We start from the raw sequence: 15,342 nt of genomic DNA on the forward strand, positions 1-15,342 counted from the left end.
GTCAGCCCTCCTGCTGCGTTTCTGCCGGCTGGGTAGCGGCCGGCTCGGACGCGGTCGCAGCGACAGCACCGGCGTCCACCGGCTCGCCGCTCGGCGTCTCGGCCTGCTGCGCGATGGTGGTCGCGGCAGCCCGGCCGGCCTCGGTGCCACCGGCGGTCGTGCCGGACGAACCCGACCGGCCACGGCGCGGCCGCTCGGGGCGGTCGCCGCGGTCACGACGCGGGCGGGACGGGCCGGCCTCGGCCGGAGCCTCCCGGCCCGGGACGGCGTCGCCCTTGTAGATCCAGACCTTCACGCCGATCCGGCCGAAGGTGGTACGGGCCTCGAAGAAGCCGTACTCGATGTTGGCCCGCAGCGTGTGCAGCGGAACCCGGCCCTCGCGGTAGAACTCGGTCCGGCTCATCTCGGCGCCGCCGAGACGGCCCGAGACCTGCACCCGGATGCCCTTGCAGACCGGGTTCTTCATCGCGGACTGCATCGCCTTGCGCATGGCCCGACGGAAGCTGACCCGGCTGGACAACTGCTCGGCGACGCCCTGGGCGACCAGCTGCGCGTCCGACTCGGGGCTCTTCACCTCGATGATGTTCAGCTGAACCTGCTTGCCGGTGAGCTTCTCCAGCTCGCCCCGGATCCGGTCGGCCTCCGCACCCTTACGGCCGATGACGATGCCCGGCCGGGCGGTGTGGATGTCGACGCGGACCCGGTCGCGGGTGCGCTCGATGTCGACCTTGGAGATGCCAGCGCGCTCCAGGCCCTTGGACATCATCCGGCGGATCTTGACGTCCTCGCCGATGTAGTCCTTGTAGAGCTTGTCCGCGAACCAGCGGGACTTCCAGTCGGTCGAGATGCCGAGCCGGAACCCGGTCGGGTGAACCTTCTGACCCATTACTCGGCACCCTCCGTCGTGCTCTGCCCCTCAGCAGCCCCGGCTTGCGTCGCAGGCTCGGCCTTCTTCGCCGTCTCGGCCTTCTTCGCCGGCTTCTTCGGCGCGGCCGGCGCCACCGCCTCGACCGCCACGGTGATGTGGCAGGTGCGCTTGCGGATCCGGTACGCCCGGCCCTGCGCCCGCGGCTGGAACCGCTTCATGGTCGGGCCCTCGTCGACGAACGCCTCGCTGACGAGCAGCGCGTCGGGGTCCAGCCGCTCGTTGTTCTCCGCGTTGGCGATCGCGCTCGCGAGCACCTTGTAAACCTGCTCGCTCGCAGCCTGCGGCGCGAACTGCAGCACCGTGAGCGCCTCCTTCGCGGGCAGGCCGCGGACGAGGTTGACCACCCGGCGCGCCTTCATCGGCGAGATGCGCACGTGCCGCGCAACCGCCCGCGCGCCCGGAAGCACCGGAGCGTCGCCCTTTCCTGGCATCGCTGTAACCCCTTGTTCCTCTATCCGTATGCCCGCGGCGTCAGCGCCGGCGGCTCTTCCGGTCGTCCTTCTCGTGACCCTTGAACGTACGGGTCAGCGCGAACTCGCCGAGCTTGTGCCCGACCATGGCCTCGGTCACGAACACCGGGACGTGCTTGCGTCCGTCGTGCACGGCGATCGTGTGCCCGAGCATCTCGGGAATGATCGTCGAGCGCCGCGACCAGGTCTTGATGACGTTCTTCGAGCCCTTGTCGTTCTGCGTCTCCACCTTCTTGAGCAGGTGGTCGTCGACGAACGGGCCCTTCTTCAGGCTGCGAGGCATCTGTCAGCTCTCCTGTTAGCCGCGCTTGCGGGTGGCGTAGCGGCGGCGGACGATCAGCCGGTCGCTCGGCTGGCCCTTACGACGGGTGCGGCCCTCGGGCTTACCCTGCGGGTTGACCGGGTGGCGACCACCGGAGGTCTTACCCTCACCACCACCGTGCGGGTGGTCGACCGGGTTCATCGCGACACCACGGACGGTCGGGCGCTTGCCCTTCCACCGCATCCGGCCGGCCTTACCCCAGTTGATGTTCGACTGGTCGGCGTTGCCGATCTCGCCGATGCTGGCGCGGCAGCGCACGTCGACCCGCCGGATCTCACCGGACGGCATGCGGAGGGTCGCGTACGCGCCCTCACGGCCGAGCAGCTGGATGCCGACGCCGGCCGAACGGGCCAGCTTGGCGCCACCGCCCGGACGCAGCTCCACGTTGTGGATCGTGGTACCGACCGGGATGTTGCGCAGCGGCAGGTTGTTGCCCGGCTTGATGTCGGCGCCCGGGCCCGACTCGACCGCGTCGCCCTGCTTCAGGTCCTTCGGCGCGATGATGTAACGCTTCTCGCCGTCGGCGTAGTGCAGCAGCGCGATACGCGCGGTGCGGTTCGGGTCGTACTCGATGTGGGCGACCTTCGCCGGCACGCCGTCCTTGTCGACCCGCTTGAAGTCGATCAGACGGTACTGGCGCTTGTGACCGCCGCCGTGGTGCCGCGTGGTGATCCGGCCGTGGGCGTTGCGACCGCCCTTCTTCGGCAGCGGAGCCAGCAGCGACTTCTCAGGCGTCGACCGGGTGATCTCGGCGAAGTCGGCGACGCTCGAGCCACGCCGGCCCGGCGTCGTCGGCTTGTACTTACGGATAGCCATTGTCTACACCCCTCAGCTGACCGGGCCGCCGAAGGCCTCGATACGGTCACCGTCAGCCAGCTTCACCATCGCCCGCTTGGTGTCCTTGCGCTTTCCGAACCCGGTCTTGGTCCGCTTGCGCTTGCCCTCGCGGTTGAGCGTGTTGACCGTCAGGACGCGGACGTTGAAGATCTGCTCGATGGCGATCTTGATCGCGGTCTTGTTCGCGTCCGGGTGCACCAGGAACGTGTACCAGTTGCGGTTCAGCTCGCTGTAGCTCTTCTCCGAGACGACCGGCGCGACGATGATGTCGCGCGGATCGGCGATCGTGCTCACTTGCCACCCTCCTCGGTGGTCTCGGCGGGAACGCCCAGGAACTCGTCCAGGGCCTCCTTGGTGAAGACCACGTCGTCGGCCACCAGCACGTCGTACGTGTTGAGCTGGCCGGCCTCGATCAGGTGCACCCGCGGCTCGTTGCGCAGCGACACCCAGTTCAGCTCGTCGGTGCTGCCCAGCACGACCAGGACGCGCCGGGCGTCGGTCAGCTTCGCCAGCGTGGCCAGGGCGGCCTTGGTCGACGGCTTCTCGCCGGAGACGAACGCCTCGACGACGTGCACCTGGCCGGCGCGGGCCCGGTCGGAGAGGGCGCCACGCAGGGCGGCGGCCTTCATCTTCTTCGGGGTGCGCTGGCTGTAGTCGCGCGGCACCGGGCCGTGGACCACGCCACCGCCGGCGAACTGCGGCGCGCGGGTCGAGCCCTGGCGGGCACGACCGGTGCCCTTCTGCTTGTACGGCTTCTTGCCTCCACCGGAGACCTCGCCGCGGGTCTTCGTCTTGTGCGTGCCCTGCCGGGCCGCCGCGAGCTGAGCCACCACGACCTGGTGCATCAGCGCGATGTTGGCCTGGGCGTCGAAGATGTCGGCCGGCAGCTCGACGGAGCCGCTCTTGGTGCCTTCGACGCTGAGGACGTCAACGGTGGTCACTTGGCCACACCGCCCTTCTTCGCCTTGGTCTTGGCCGCGGTGCGGACCAGGACCAGCGCGCCCTTGGGGCCGGGAATGGCGCCACGGACGAGCAGGAGGTTGTTCTCGGTGTCGACCGCCTGGACGGTCAGGTTCTGGACGGTGTAGCGCACGCCACCCATCCGACCGGCCATCCGGGTGCCCTTGAAGACGCGGCCCGGGGTCGCGCAGGCGCCGATGGAGCCCGGCGAGCGGTGCTTGCGCTCGACACCGTGGCTGGCGCGCAGACCGTGGAAGCCGTGCCGCTTCATCGGGCCGGCGTAGCCCTTGCCCTTGGTCTTGCCGGTGACGTCGATCACGACGCCCGCGGGGAACTCCTCGACCGTGACCTCCTGGCCCGGCGAGTAGTCCGCGGCGTCGCTGGTGCGCAGCTCGACGATGTGCCGGCGCGGCGCGACATCCGCCTTGGCGTAGTGCCCGGCGACCGGCTTCTTGACCTTGCGCGGATTGATGGCCCCGTACGCCAGCTGGACCGCGGAGTAACCGTCCTTGTCGGCGCTACGAACCTGGCTCACGACGCACGGGCCGGCCTGAACCACGGTCACCGGAACAACGCGGTTGTTGTCCCAGACCTGGGTCATGCCGAGCTTTGCGCCCAGGATCCCCTTGACTTGCCTGTCCATTTGTCCGGTCCCTACAGCTTGATCTCGATGTCGACGCCAGCCGGCAGGTCGAGGCGCATGAGCGAGTCGACCGTCTTCGGGGTCGGGTCGATGATGTCGATCAGACGCTTGTGCGTACGCATCTCGAAGTGCTCGCGCGAGTCCTTGTACTTGTGCGGCGAGCGGATAACGCAGAAACGGTTGATCTCCGTGGGCAGCGGCACCGGGCCAGCGACCTGCGCCCCGGTACGCGTCACCGTCTCGACGATCTTCCGAGCCGAGGAGTCGACGACCTCGTGGTCATAGGCCTTGAGCCGGATGCGGATCTTCTGTCCCGCCATGGTGGCTTCTGTTCCTTCTCTCGATGCCGCTGTGTTGCGGGCGCCTGCACCGGCTGGCACAGGCCCACTTCCGCCGACCCCCGCGGTCGGGCGTGTCGCGCCCGTGGGCCGGGCTCCGCCCCGGGACTCCGAAGCGGTATTCCGACCACGCGGTGGGTCATGGCGCCGATCGCGTTTCCGCGACCTGAACGCCGCGCGAGGGTGGTTGACCGCCAGGGGCAGCCAACCACCCTACGCGAGACCGTCGGTCACCCGGAGGTCCAGCATCACCGGACGCAGGCGACTGACCGTCGTTACGCAACCTGACTAGTATGCCGTACGACCGACGGCGACGCTAATCGGGGTTACCCAGCTCACTTGACGATCTTGGTGACGCGACCCGCGCCGACCGTACGGCCACCCTCCCGGATCGCGAACTTGAGGTTCTCCTCCATCGCGATGGGCTGGATCAGCTTCACGGTCATCGTGGTGTTGTCGCCCGGCATGACCATCTCGGTGCCCTCGGGCAGCGTGACGACGCCGGTGACGTCCGTGGTCCGGAAGTAGAACTGCGGACGGTAGTTCTGGAAGAACGGGGTGTGGCGGCCACCCTCCTCCTTGGAGAGGATGTAGACCGTCGCCTCGAACTCCGTGTGCGGGGTCGTGGTGCCCGGCTTGATGACGACCATGCCGCGCTCGACGTCCTCGCGCTTGATACCGCGCAGGAGCAGACCGACGTTCTCACCGGCCCGCGCCTCGTCCAGCAGCTTGCGGAACATCTCGATGCCGGTGCAGGTGGTCTTCATCGACTTCTCGCGGATGCCGACGATCTCCACCTCCTCGTTCGGCTTGAGGATGCCACGCTCGGCGCGGCCGGTCACCACGGTGCCACGGCCGGTGATCGTGAAGACGTCCTCGATGGGCATGAGGAACGGCTTCTCGGTCTCGCGCTCCGGCTGCGGGATCGCGGTGTCGACGGCGTTCATCAGGTCCAGGAGCTTGCCGGTCCACTCCGGGTCGCCCTCGAGGGCCTTCAGCGCCGAGACCCGGACGACCGGCAGGTCGTCACCCGGGTACTCCTGCGAGGAGAGCAGCTCGCGGACCTCGAGCTCGACGAGCTCCAGGAGCTCCTCGTCGTCGACCATGTCGCTCTTGTTGAGCGCCACGACGATGTACGGCACACCGACCTGACGGGCCAGCAGCACGTGCTCGCGGGTCTGCGGCATCGGGCCGTCGGTCGCCGCCACCACCAGGATCGCGCCGTCCATCTGCGCGGCACCGGTGATCATGTTCTTGATGTAGTCGGCGTGACCGGGGCAGTCGACGTGCGCGTAGTGCCGGTTCTCGGTCTGGTACTCGACGTGCGCGATGGAGATCGTGATACCACGAGCCTTCTCCTCCGGCGCCTTGTCGATCTCGTCGAACGGCGTGTACGGGTTCAGGTCCGGGTACTGGTCGTGCAGGACCTTGGTGATGGCCGCCGTCAGCGTCGTCTTACCGTGGTCGATGTGACCAATGGTGCCGATGTTGACGTGCGGCTTAGTCCGCTCGAACTTCGCCTTCGCCACTGGTGTCCTCCTGTGGACTTTCTTGGTTCGTTCGCCCCGGTGCGCCGGGTCGGCGCTTAGGACTCTGTCGACAGCCTTTCCGGCCTGACGGCCGGAGAGCCTTTGTGGGTTCTGCGGCGATGAAGCCTACAGGCCCGGATTCACACAACCCGACCGAGGTGGCCGCGGGCGGGAGATTCCTCCCGCGGCCGGCCCCGGATCATCGGATCAGCTCAGGCGAGCGTCACTCACCGGTCGCCTTGGCGATGATCTCCTTGGCCACCGAGGCCGGAACCTCGGCGTAGGAGTCGAACTGCATGCTGTAGCTAGCCCGGCCCTGGGTCTTCGACCGCAGGTCGCCGACGTAGCCGAACATCTCCGACAGCGGCACCAGGGCCCGGACGATGCGGGCGCCGTGACGCTCCTCCATCGCCTGGATGATGCCGCGCCGGGAGTTGAGGTCGCCGATGACGTCACCCATGTTCTCCTCCGGAGTGGTGACCTCAACAGCCATCATCGGCTCGAGCAGCGCGGGGTCGGCCTTGCGGGCCGCCTCCTTCATCACCATCGAGCCGGCGATCTTGAATGCCATTTCCGACGAGTCGACCTCGTGGTACTGGCCGTCCAGCAGCGTCAGCTTGACACCCACCAGCGGGAAGCCGGCGAGAATGCCGTACTGCATCGCGTCCTGGGCACCCGCGTCCACCGAGGGGATGAACTCCCGGGGGATACGGCCACCGGTGACGGCGTTCGCGAACTCGTAGGTCGGCGAGTCGTTGTCCAGCGGCAGCGGCTCGATGCTCACGATCACGCGGGCGTACTGGCCGGAACCACCGGTCTGCTTCTTGTGGGTGTACTCGATCTTCTCCACCTTGCGGCGGATGGTCTCGCGGTACGCCACCTGCGGCTTGCCGATGTTCGCCTCGACGTTGAACTCGCGGCGCATCCGGTCGACCAGGATGTCCAGGTGCAGCTCGCCCATGCCGGAGATGACGGTCTGGCCGGTCTCCTCGTCCAGCTTGACGCGGAAGGTCGGGTCCTCCTCGGCCAGCCGCTGGATGGCGGTGCTGAGCTTCTCCTGGTCGGCCTTGGTCTTCGGCTCGATGGCGACCTCGATGACCGGCTCCGGGAAGGTCATCGACTCCAGGATGACCGGGTTCGCCGGGTCGCACAGGGTGTCACCGGTGGTGGTCTGCTTCAGACCCTGGACCGCGATGATGTCGCCAGCCTTGGCGGAGTTGCGCTCCTCCCGCTTGTTGGCGTGCATCTGGTAGATCTTGCCGATCCGTTCCTTGCGGTCCTTGGTGGAGTTGACCACCTGCATGCCGGACTCGATCGTGCCCGAGTAGACCCGCACGTAGGTGAGCTTGCCCAGGTGCTTGTCGGTCTGGATCTTGAAGGCCAGCGCCGCGAACGGCTCCGAGACCGACGGCTTCCGCTGCATCGGGGTCTCGCCGTCGGTCGCGGTGCCCTCGATGGCCGGGATGTCCAGCGGCGACGGCAGGTACGCGACGACCGCGTCGAGCATGGGCTGGATGCCCTTGTTCTTGAAGGCGGTGCCGGTGAAGACGGGGTTGGCCTTGCCGGCGATGGTGGCCCGGCGGATGGCGGCCTTGATCTCCTCGACGGAGATCTCCTCACCCTCCAGGTACTTCTCCATCACCGTGTCGTCGACGTCGGCGAGGGTCTCCATCAGCTTCTCGCGCCACTCGGCGGCGGAGTCGGCGAGGTCGGCCGGGATCTCCTCGACCGCGTAGTCCTCACCCTTCTGGGTCTCGCCGCGCCAGGTGAGGGCGCGCATCTCGATCAGGTCGACCACACCGATGAAGTTGGCCTCGGCGCCGATCGGGATCTGGAGGACCAGCGGGGTCGCGTTGAGCCGGTCGATCATCATCTGCACGCAGCGGAAGAAGTCGGCACCGGTCCGGTCGAGCTTGTTGACGAAGCACATCCGGGGGACGTTGTACTTGTCCGCCTGGCGCCACACGTTCTCCGTCTGCGGCTCCACGCCGGCGACGCCGTCGTAGACCGCGACCGCACCGTCCAGCACCCGCAGCGACCGCTCCACCTCGACCGTGAAGTCGACGTGGCCGGGCGTGTCGATGATCTGGATCGTGTGGCCCTTCCACTCGCACTTCGTGGCGGCGGAAGTGATGGTGATACCGCGCTCCTGCTCCTGCTCCATCCAGTCCATGACGGCAGCGCCCTCGTGGACTTCACCGATCTTGTAGGTGATACCGGTGTAGAACAGGATCCGCTCGGTGGTAGTGGTCTTACCGGCATCGATGTGCGCCATGATGCCGATGTTGCGTACGTTGGCGAGCGCGTCTGCGGCGGCCACTTCAATCCCTACTTATCGTCGTCTCGACACAACTGGCGGCGGTTCCGGCGCCTTGTGGGCGCCGGAACCTGGGTGTTACCAGCGGTAGTGCGCGAAGGCCTTGTTGGACTCGGCCATCTTGTGGGTGTCCTCGCGCCGCTTGACGGCGGCACCGAGGCCGTTGCTCGCGTCCAGCAGCTCGTTCATCAGCCGCTCGACCATGGTCTTCTCGCGCCGGGCGCGGGAGTAGGTGACCAGCCAGCGCAGACCCAGGGTGGTCGCCCGGGCCGGACGGACCTCGACCGGGACCTGGTAGGTGGCGCCACCGACGCGGCGGCTGCGCACCTCGAGGGTCGGCTTGACGTTGTCCATCGCCCGCTTCAGGGTGACGACCGGGTCGGTGCCGGACTTCTCGCGGCAGCCCTCGAGGGCCGCGTACACGATGCGCTCGGCGAGCTGACGCTTGCCGCGCAGCAGGATCTTGTTCACCAACTGGGTGACCAGCGGCGAGTTGTACACCGGGTCAGCGACCAGCGGCCGCCGCGGAGCGGGTCCCTTACGCGGCATGTCAGCTCTTCTCCTTCTTGGCGCCGTAGCGGCTGCGCGCCTGCTTGCGGTTGCGGACACCCTGGGTGTCCAGCGAACCGCGGACGATCTTGTACCGCACACCGGGGAGGTCCTTCACCCGGCCGCCGCGGACGAGCACGATCGAGTGCTCCTGCAGGTTGTGGCCGACGCCCGGGATGTACGCGGTCACCTCGATCTGGCTGCTGAGCTTGACACGAGCGACCTTGCGCAGCGCCGAGTTCGGCTTCTTCGGGGTGGTGGTGTACACGCGCGTGCACACGCCGCGCCGCTGAGGGGAACCCTTCAGCGCCGGGGTCTTGGTCTTGCTCGTCTTTGCCTGGCGGCCCTTGCGGACCAGCTGCTGGATCGTGGGCACCGGGTTTCTCCGCTCCCTTCGGCCGCCGCTAAGCGACCGCGCCTTCTGCTCTAGCCGGCCTGTTGGACGGCTCTCCTACATTCCAACCGGCACCGCCTGACGACGGTCCCAGCACCCGCGGTCGGGCGTGTCGCCCGGATCACGGTCCGGGTACGCCGCTGACACGTCGTACCCGGTGTGTGTCACCGGCACACAACGTTCCACGTGCCGGATCTTTGGCTTTGATCGTGCGACCGCGCGATCACCGGCGGACCGGCTCCAGCGCACGCACGCATTGCCCGGGCTCGCCCGGGCACAAGGGGAAAGAGTACCTACCACAGCCGCGCAGGTCAAAACCGAGCGGCCCGGGAGAACCGCCTCGCGGTCCACCGGCCGATCACGTCTTGCCTGCCCGCCCCTGATGGGCACCTACAGCACCAGTGTACCGGCTTCCCCACCGGTCGACCCGGCGGCCCCGGTTCCGCCGGGGCCGCGGAACCGGGAGGTGCCGCGGGTCGCCCCCGGCGCCGTACCACCCATTCGGGTGACCTTGGTCACCCGAATTGCAACGCCAGCGCCAGCGCCAGCCCGACCAGACTGAGCAGCAGCCCGACTCCCCCGCAGCTGAGGCCCGTCACCGCCAGGCCGTTCCCGGTGAACCGGACCGCCGGCGGCGGCGCCGGCCGCCGGATCTGCCGGCGGGCCAGCAGGCCGGCCACGATCGCGGCGCCGCCGGCGAGCGCACCGAGCACGGTGAACGCCCCGGCCGCCCACGCGCCGCCGGCCCTCGGCCCGGACAGGCCGAAGCAGAAGACCAGCACCGACACCAGGATCGAGGCGATCCCGCTCACCAGCGACCCGACGGCGAGCCCCGAGGTCACCGGGGGCACGTCGAGGTGGACCACGCCGAACGGGGTACCGGGCACCGGATCGACCCGCCGCGGCGGGCGCGGCGCCTCGCGCGGGGGCGCCGGCACCGCTCCCGGTCGGGCGCCAGCGGCCGGCGGCGTCGGGGCCCAACCGCCGCCCGCCGGCGCGCTCCCCGGAGCCGCCCACCCGCCGCCGGACGCGGGCTGGCCCCCCGGGTACGCCCCGGGCGCCGCCCACCCTCCGCCGTAGGCCGGCTGCGGTCCGGGATACGGCCCCGGCTGCGCCGGCCCGGAATACCCCGGGTACCCGGACGGGACACCGGGCGGCGAGTGCCCCGGCGAGGCGCCCGGAAACACCGGCCCCACGGGCGGGTACGGGCCGGCCGGCGGCCAGGGCTGCCCGGACGGCGGGGGCTGCGGGGTGACCGGTGGCGGGGCGTACCCCATGCCGGCGATCCCCGGCGGCGCGCTCGGCCCCCCGTCCGGCCCGGCCCCCGGCGCGGCCCAGGGCCCGGCGGGCTCGTTGCCTGACGGGTGTGCCGGGTGCGCGCCGCCCGGCGTGGCCCACGGGCCGGCGGGGGCGCTGCCCGGCGTCGACCCGGCGGGGTCCGGGCCGGTGACGGACCGGGTCGGATCGTCTCCCGGCGGCGGGGCCGGTTCCGTCACGAGCGCCTCCTGTCGACGTGGCTCGCCCGCCGCGCGGCGGACACCGGCCAGGCTACCGTCGTGGGTCCCGACGGCGAGGCCGGGCGCGGGCGGCTTCCCCCGCGGGGTCAGTCGACGTTCGGGGCGTAGTCGTGCCCGAAGGGAGCGTCCGCCAGCCGGACCACCCCGATCACCACGGCCGCGACCACCGCGACCGCGAACAGGACCAGGCCGGTCCAGGCCAACTGCTCCCCGCGCCGCAGCCAGTCCCCGCCGGTCAGGAACCCACCCGAGGCGTACGCCTCCCGGCGGGCCTGCCGGGCGAGCCACAGGGCGATGGTCGACGGCACCACCCCGCCGATGAAGAGCCCGGTGAACGCCCCGATCAGCCCCAGGGCGAAGACCGCACGGGCCTTCGTCGAGCGGACCGGCTCGGGGTCGAACGGATGGCGCGGCCCCTGCTGGGCGACGGGCACCTGCCCGGGCGCGGTCGTCATGCCCCCATCATGCCCCGACAACGTCGGCCCTGACCGTCACGTGTCGACCACCGACGGCCTCGCCCACCGTCCGTGACGCGACGAGGCCCCCGGCGGGTGCCGGGGGCCTCGTCGTTGCTGTTGCTTAGCGGTACGACCCGAAGTCGAAGTCGTCCAGCGGCACCGCCTGGCCGCTGGCCGGCCCGAAGCCGTAGTCGGTCTCCGGGTAGCCGGTCATCGAGTAGACCTTGGCCTTCGCCTCCTCGGTCGGCTCGACCCGGATGTTGCGGTACTTGCTGATGCCCGTACCGGCCGGGATGAGCTTACCGATGATCACGTTCTCCTTGAGGCCGATCAGCGAGTCGCTGCGGGCGTGGATCGCCGCGTCCGTCAGCACCCGGGTGGTCTCCTGGAAGGAGGCCGCCGACAGCCAGGAGTCCGTGGCCAGCGATGCCTTGGTGATACCCATCAGCACCGGGCGACCCGCGGCGGGCTCGCCGCCCTCGGAGACGAGTCGGCGGTTCTCCGACTCGAAGAGCGCCCGGTCGACCAGCACGCCCGGCAGGAACTCGGTCGAGCCGGAGTCGATGACCGTCACCCGCTTCAGCATCTGGCGGATGATGATCTCGATGTGCTTGTCGTGGATGAGCACACCCTGCGAACGGTAGACCTCCTGGACCTCCTGGGTCAGGTGGACCTGGACCGCGCGCGGGCCGAGGATGCGCAGCAGCTCGTGCGGGTCGATGGTGCCCTCGGTGAGCTTCTCGCCGACCTCGACGTGGTCGCCGTCGTGAGCCCGCAGCCGGACCCGCTTGGAGATCTTGTCGTAGACGATCTCGTCGCTGCCGTCGTCCGGCACCACGATGATCTTCCGCGACCGCTCGCCGTCCTCGATCCGGATCCGACCCGGGGTGTCGGCGATGGGCGCCTTACCCTTCGGGATCCGGGCCTCGAAGATCTCCTGGACACGGGGCAGACCCTGGGTGATGTCCTCACCCGCGACACCACCGGTGTGGAAGGTACGCATCGTCAGCTGCGTACCCGGCTCACCGATCGACTGGGCGGCGATGATGCCGACCGCCTCGCCGACGTCCACGGTCTTGCCGGTCGGCAGCGAGCGGCCGTAGCACGCACCGCAGACGCCCAGCTTCGACTCGCAGGTGAGCACGCTGCGCACCCGGACGGTCTCCACCCCGGCCGCGACGATCCGGTCGACGCCGATCGAGTTGATGTCCTGACCCCGCTCGGCCACCAGGTTGCCGTCCGGCCCCTTGATGTCGTCGGCCAGGGTACGGGCGTGCACGCTGGTCTCGGCGTGCTCGTGCACGACGAGAGTGCCGTCGAGCCGCTGACCGATCTGCATCGGGATGGCCCGGTCGGTGCCGCAGTCCTCCTCGCGGATGATGACGTCCTGCGAGACGTCCACCAGACGCCGGGTCAGGTAACCCGAGTCGGCGGTACGCAGGGCGGTGTCCGCGAGACCCTTCCGGGCGCCGTGCGTGGAGATGAAGTACTCCAGCACGGACAGACCCTCCCGGTACGAGGCCTTGATGGGCCGCGGGATGATCTCACCCTTCGGGTTGGCCACCAGACCACGGATCGCCGCGATCTGCCGGAGCTGGAGCAGGTTACCGCGGGCACCCGAGTTGATCATCTTCCACAGCGGGTTCTCCTGCGGCAGCGCGGTGTCCATCTCCTTGGCGACCTCGTTTGTCGCCTTGGTCCAGATCTCGATGAGCTCGCCGCGGCGCTCCTCGGCGGTCATCAGACCACGCTGGTACTGCTTGTCGATCCGGTCGGCTTCCTTCTCGTACCGCTCCAGGATCTCCCGCTTCCGCGGCGGAGCGATGACGTCCTCCATGCCGATGGTGACGCCGGACCAGGTGGCCCAGTGGAAACCGGCCTCCTTGAGCCCGTCCAGGGTGGCCGCGAGGGCCACCTTCGGGAAGCGCTCGGCGAGGTCGTTGACGATCGCGGAGAGCTGGCCCTTGCGGATCTCGTAGTTCACGAAGCGGTAGCCCTGCGGCAGCGTCTCGTTGAACAGGACCCGGCCCAGGGTGGTCTCCACCGTCACCGGCTCGCCCTCGACCCAGCCCTCGGGCGCGACCCACGGCTCGGCGCCGGCGCCGTTGTCGACCCCGACGATGCCGCGCAGCCGGATCCTGACCGGGGCCTGCAGGTGCAGCTCGCCGTTGTCGTACGCCATCCGGGCCTCGGCGTCCGAGCTGAACGCCCGGCCCTCGCCCACCCCACCCGGGGTGAGGTGGGTGAGGTGGTAGAGACCGATGACCATGTCCTGGGTGGGCATGGTGACCGGCTTGCCGTCGGCCGGCTTGAGGATGTTGTTCGACGACAGCATCAGGATCCGCGCCTCGGCCTGGGCCTCGGCGGAGAGCGGCACGTGGACCGCCATCTGGTCACCGTCGAAGTCGGCGTTGAACGCGGTGCAGACCAGCGGGTGGATCTGGATGGCCTTGCCCTCGACCAGCTGCGGCTCGAAGGCCTGGATACCCAGCCGGTGCAGGGTCGGCGCCCGGTTCAGCAGCACCGGGTGCTCGCCGATGACCTCCTCCAGCACGTCCCACACGACCGGCCGCTGCCGCTCGACCATCCGCTTGGCGGACTTGATGTTCTGCGCGTGGTTGAGGTCGACCAGCCGCTTCATCACGAACGGCTTGAACAGCTCCAGCGCCATCTGCTTGGGCAGGCCGCACTGGTGCAGCTTGAGCTTCGGGCCGACCACGATGACCGAACGGCCGGAGTAGTCGACGCGCTTGCCCAGCAGGTTCTGGCGGAACCGGCCCTGCTTGCCCTTGAGCATGTCGGAGAGCGACTTCAGCGGGCGGTTGCCCGGACCGGTGACCGGCCGACCACGGCGGCCGTTGTCGAACAGCGCGTCGACGGCCTCCTGGAGCATCCGCTTCTCGTTGTTGACGATGATCTCGGGCGCGCCGAGGTCGATCAGTCGCTTGAGGCGGTTGTTCCGGTTGATCACCCGGCGGTACAGGTCGTTCAGGTCGGAGGTCGCGAAGCGGCCACCGTCGAGCTGCACCATCGGACGCAGGTCCGGCGGGATGACCGGGACGCAGTCCAGCACCATGCCGAGCGGCGAGTTGCGGGTGTTCTGGAACGCCGCGACGACCTTCAGCCGCTTGAGCGCCCGGATCTTCCGCTGGCCCTTGCCGGAGCGGATGGTCTCGCGCAGGCTCTCGGCCTCGGCCTCGAGGTCCATGTTCTGCACCAGCGCCTTGATGGCCTCGGCACCCATCGCACCGGTGAAGTACTCGCCGAAACGGTCCCGCAGCTCGCGGTAGAGCAGCTCGTCGGTGACCAGCTGCTTCGGCTCCAGCTTGCGGAAGGTGTCGAGGACCTCGTCGAGGCGGTCGATCTCGCGCTGGGCCCGGTCGCGGATCTGGCGCATCTCGCGCTCTCCGCCCTCCTTGACCTTGCGCCGGACGTCCGCCTTCGCGCCCTCGGCCTCCAGCTCGGCCAGGTCGGCCTCGAGCTTGGCGGCCCGCTTCTCGATCTCCGAGTCGCGGCTGTTCTCGGCCTGCCGCTTCTCGGCCAGGATCTCGTTCTCGATGGTCGAGAGGTCACGGTGACGCGCCTCGGCGTCCACGCTCGTCACGACGTACGAGGCGAAGTAGATGATCTTTTCGAGGTCCTTCGGGGCGAGGTCCAGCAGGTAGCCCAGCCGGCTCGGCACGCCCTTGAAGTACCAGATGTGGGTCACCGGAGCGGCCAGCTCGATGTGGCCCATCCGCTCCCGGCGAACCTTGGAGCGGGTCACCTCGACGCCGCAGCGCTCGCAGATGATGCCCTTGAAGCGGACCCGCTTGTACTTACCGCAGTAGCACTCCCAGTCCCGCTGCGGACCGAAGATCTTCTCGCAGAAGAGCCCGTCCTTCTCCGGCTTCAGGGTGCGGTAGTTGATGGTCTCGGGCTTCTTGACCTCGCCGTGGGACCACTGACGGATGTCGTCGGCGGTGGCGAGGCCGATGCGCAGCTCGTCGAAGAAGTTGACGTCGAGCACTATGTCCCCTATGTCGTCGTCTGTACTGCCTAGCTAACCGGCGGGGTCGGGAGCCGGCGGACCGGCTCCCG

At 69.2% G+C, this 15,342-nt stretch carries 15 protein-coding genes; all 15 read right to left on the reverse strand.

Going from position 1 to position 15,342, the window contains the following annotated elements; translation table 11 throughout:
* Window position 1: 1 nt before the first annotated feature.
* Window positions 2-886 (reverse strand): 30S ribosomal protein S3, encoded by an 885-nt coding sequence (gene rpsC / locus GA0070621_RS20230; RefSeq protein WP_091198290.1) that lies wholly within the window; start codon window positions 884-886, stop codon window positions 2-4.
* Entirely contained in the window at window positions 886-1,359 is a 474-nt protein-coding gene (rplV, locus tag GA0070621_RS20235) for a 50S ribosomal protein L22 (protein WP_091198292.1), read from the reverse strand. The genes rpsC and rplV overlap by 1 nt, the downstream gene beginning before the upstream one ends.
* Before the next feature lie 40 nt (window positions 1,360-1,399).
* A complete protein-coding gene (rpsS, locus tag GA0070621_RS20240; protein ID WP_007073032.1) occupies window positions 1,400-1,681 on the reverse strand; it encodes a 30S ribosomal protein S19 in 282 nt (93 codons plus the stop codon).
* A 15-nt stretch (window positions 1,682-1,696) separates the two neighbouring features.
* Window positions 1,697-2,536, reverse strand: coding sequence for a 50S ribosomal protein L2 (gene rplB / locus GA0070621_RS20245; RefSeq protein WP_046567215.1), 840 nt, complete (start codon window positions 2,534-2,536; stop codon window positions 1,697-1,699).
* Between the two features lie 12 nt (window positions 2,537-2,548).
* Window positions 2,549-2,851, reverse strand: a complete 303-nt coding sequence (gene rplW, locus GA0070621_RS20250) for a 50S ribosomal protein L23 (RefSeq protein ID WP_091198295.1) — start codon at window positions 2,849-2,851, stop codon at window positions 2,549-2,551.
* On the reverse strand, window positions 2,848-3,498 hold the full coding sequence (gene rplD, locus GA0070621_RS20255; RefSeq protein WP_091198298.1) for a 50S ribosomal protein L4: 651 nt from the start codon (window positions 3,496-3,498) through the stop codon (window positions 2,848-2,850). The genes rplW and rplD overlap by 4 nt, the downstream gene beginning before the upstream one ends.
* Window positions 3,495-4,160: a 50S ribosomal protein L3 gene (gene rplC / locus GA0070621_RS20260; protein WP_091198301.1), complete on the reverse strand. Its 666-nt coding sequence runs from the start codon at window positions 4,158-4,160 to the stop codon at window positions 3,495-3,497. The genes rplD and rplC overlap by 4 nt, the downstream gene beginning before the upstream one ends.
* An 11-nt stretch (window positions 4,161-4,171) precedes the next feature.
* Window positions 4,172-4,480 (reverse strand): 30S ribosomal protein S10, encoded by a 309-nt coding sequence (rpsJ, locus tag GA0070621_RS20265; protein WP_007073037.1) that lies wholly within the window; start codon window positions 4,478-4,480, stop codon window positions 4,172-4,174.
* 353 nt (window positions 4,481-4,833) lie between these two features.
* Window positions 4,834-6,027, reverse strand: a complete 1,194-nt coding sequence (tuf, locus tag GA0070621_RS20270; protein WP_091198304.1) for an elongation factor Tu — start codon at window positions 6,025-6,027, stop codon at window positions 4,834-4,836.
* A 223-nt stretch (window positions 6,028-6,250) separates the two neighbouring features.
* Window positions 6,251-8,347 (reverse strand): elongation factor G, encoded by a 2,097-nt coding sequence (fusA, locus tag GA0070621_RS20275; RefSeq protein WP_091198307.1) that lies wholly within the window; start codon window positions 8,345-8,347, stop codon window positions 6,251-6,253.
* Between the two features lie 75 nt (window positions 8,348-8,422).
* Entirely contained in the window at window positions 8,423-8,893 is a 471-nt protein-coding gene (gene rpsG, locus GA0070621_RS20280; protein WP_046567226.1) for a 30S ribosomal protein S7, read from the reverse strand.
* Window position 8,894: 1 nt separating this feature from the next.
* On the reverse strand, window positions 8,895-9,269 hold the full coding sequence (rpsL, locus tag GA0070621_RS20285; protein ID WP_014440718.1) for a 30S ribosomal protein S12: 375 nt from the start codon (window positions 9,267-9,269) through the stop codon (window positions 8,895-8,897).
* A gap of 533 nt (window positions 9,270-9,802) precedes the next feature.
* Window positions 9,803-10,174, reverse strand: a complete 372-nt coding sequence (locus GA0070621_RS20290) for a hypothetical protein (RefSeq protein ID WP_091202650.1) — start codon at window positions 10,172-10,174, stop codon at window positions 9,803-9,805.
* Between the two features lie 716 nt (window positions 10,175-10,890).
* The gene (locus GA0070621_RS20295; protein WP_091198310.1) at window positions 10,891-11,259 is read right to left on the reverse strand and encodes a hypothetical protein; all 369 of its coding nucleotides are present in this window, start codon (window positions 11,257-11,259) and stop codon (window positions 10,891-10,893) included.
* Between the two features lie 124 nt (window positions 11,260-11,383).
* Complete coding sequence (locus tag GA0070621_RS20300; protein WP_091198313.1) at window positions 11,384-15,271, reverse strand: DNA-directed RNA polymerase subunit beta'; 3,888 nt, start codon at window positions 15,269-15,271, stop codon at window positions 11,384-11,386.
* Window positions 15,272-15,342: the final 71 nt, after the last annotated feature.

The organism is Micromonospora narathiwatensis, from assembly GCF_900089605.1.
In the GTDB taxonomy this organism is placed as follows: Bacteria; Actinomycetota; Actinomycetes; order Mycobacteriales; family Micromonosporaceae; genus Micromonospora; species Micromonospora narathiwatensis.

What these genes read in the sequence shown, in the direction of transcription:
- rpsC (WP_091198290.1), bottom strand. Translation starts at nt 886, where the DNA reads ATGGGTCAGAAGGTTCACCCGACCGGGTTCCGGCTCGGCATCTCGACC.
- rplV (WP_091198292.1), bottom strand. Translation starts at nt 1,359, where the DNA reads ATGCCAGGAAAGGGCGACGCTCCGGTGCTTCCGGGCGCGCGGGCGGTT.
- rpsS (WP_007073032.1), bottom strand. Translation starts at nt 1,681, where the DNA reads ATGCCTCGCAGCCTGAAGAAGGGCCCGTTCGTCGACGACCACCTGCTC.
- rplB (WP_046567215.1), bottom strand. Translation starts at nt 2,536, where the DNA reads ATGGCTATCCGTAAGTACAAGCCGACGACGCCGGGCCGGCGTGGCTCG.
- rplC (WP_091198301.1), bottom strand. Translation starts at nt 4,160, where the DNA reads ATGGACAGGCAAGTCAAGGGGATCCTGGGCGCAAAGCTCGGCATGACC.
- rpsJ (WP_007073037.1), bottom strand. Translation starts at nt 4,480, where the DNA reads ATGGCGGGACAGAAGATCCGCATCCGGCTCAAGGCCTATGACCACGAG.
- rpsG (WP_046567226.1), bottom strand. Translation starts at nt 8,893, where the DNA reads ATGCCGCGTAAGGGACCCGCTCCGCGGCGGCCGCTGGTCGCTGACCCG.
- GA0070621_RS20295 (WP_091198310.1), bottom strand. Translation starts at nt 11,259, where the DNA reads ATGACGACCGCGCCCGGGCAGGTGCCCGTCGCCCAGCAGGGGCCGCGC.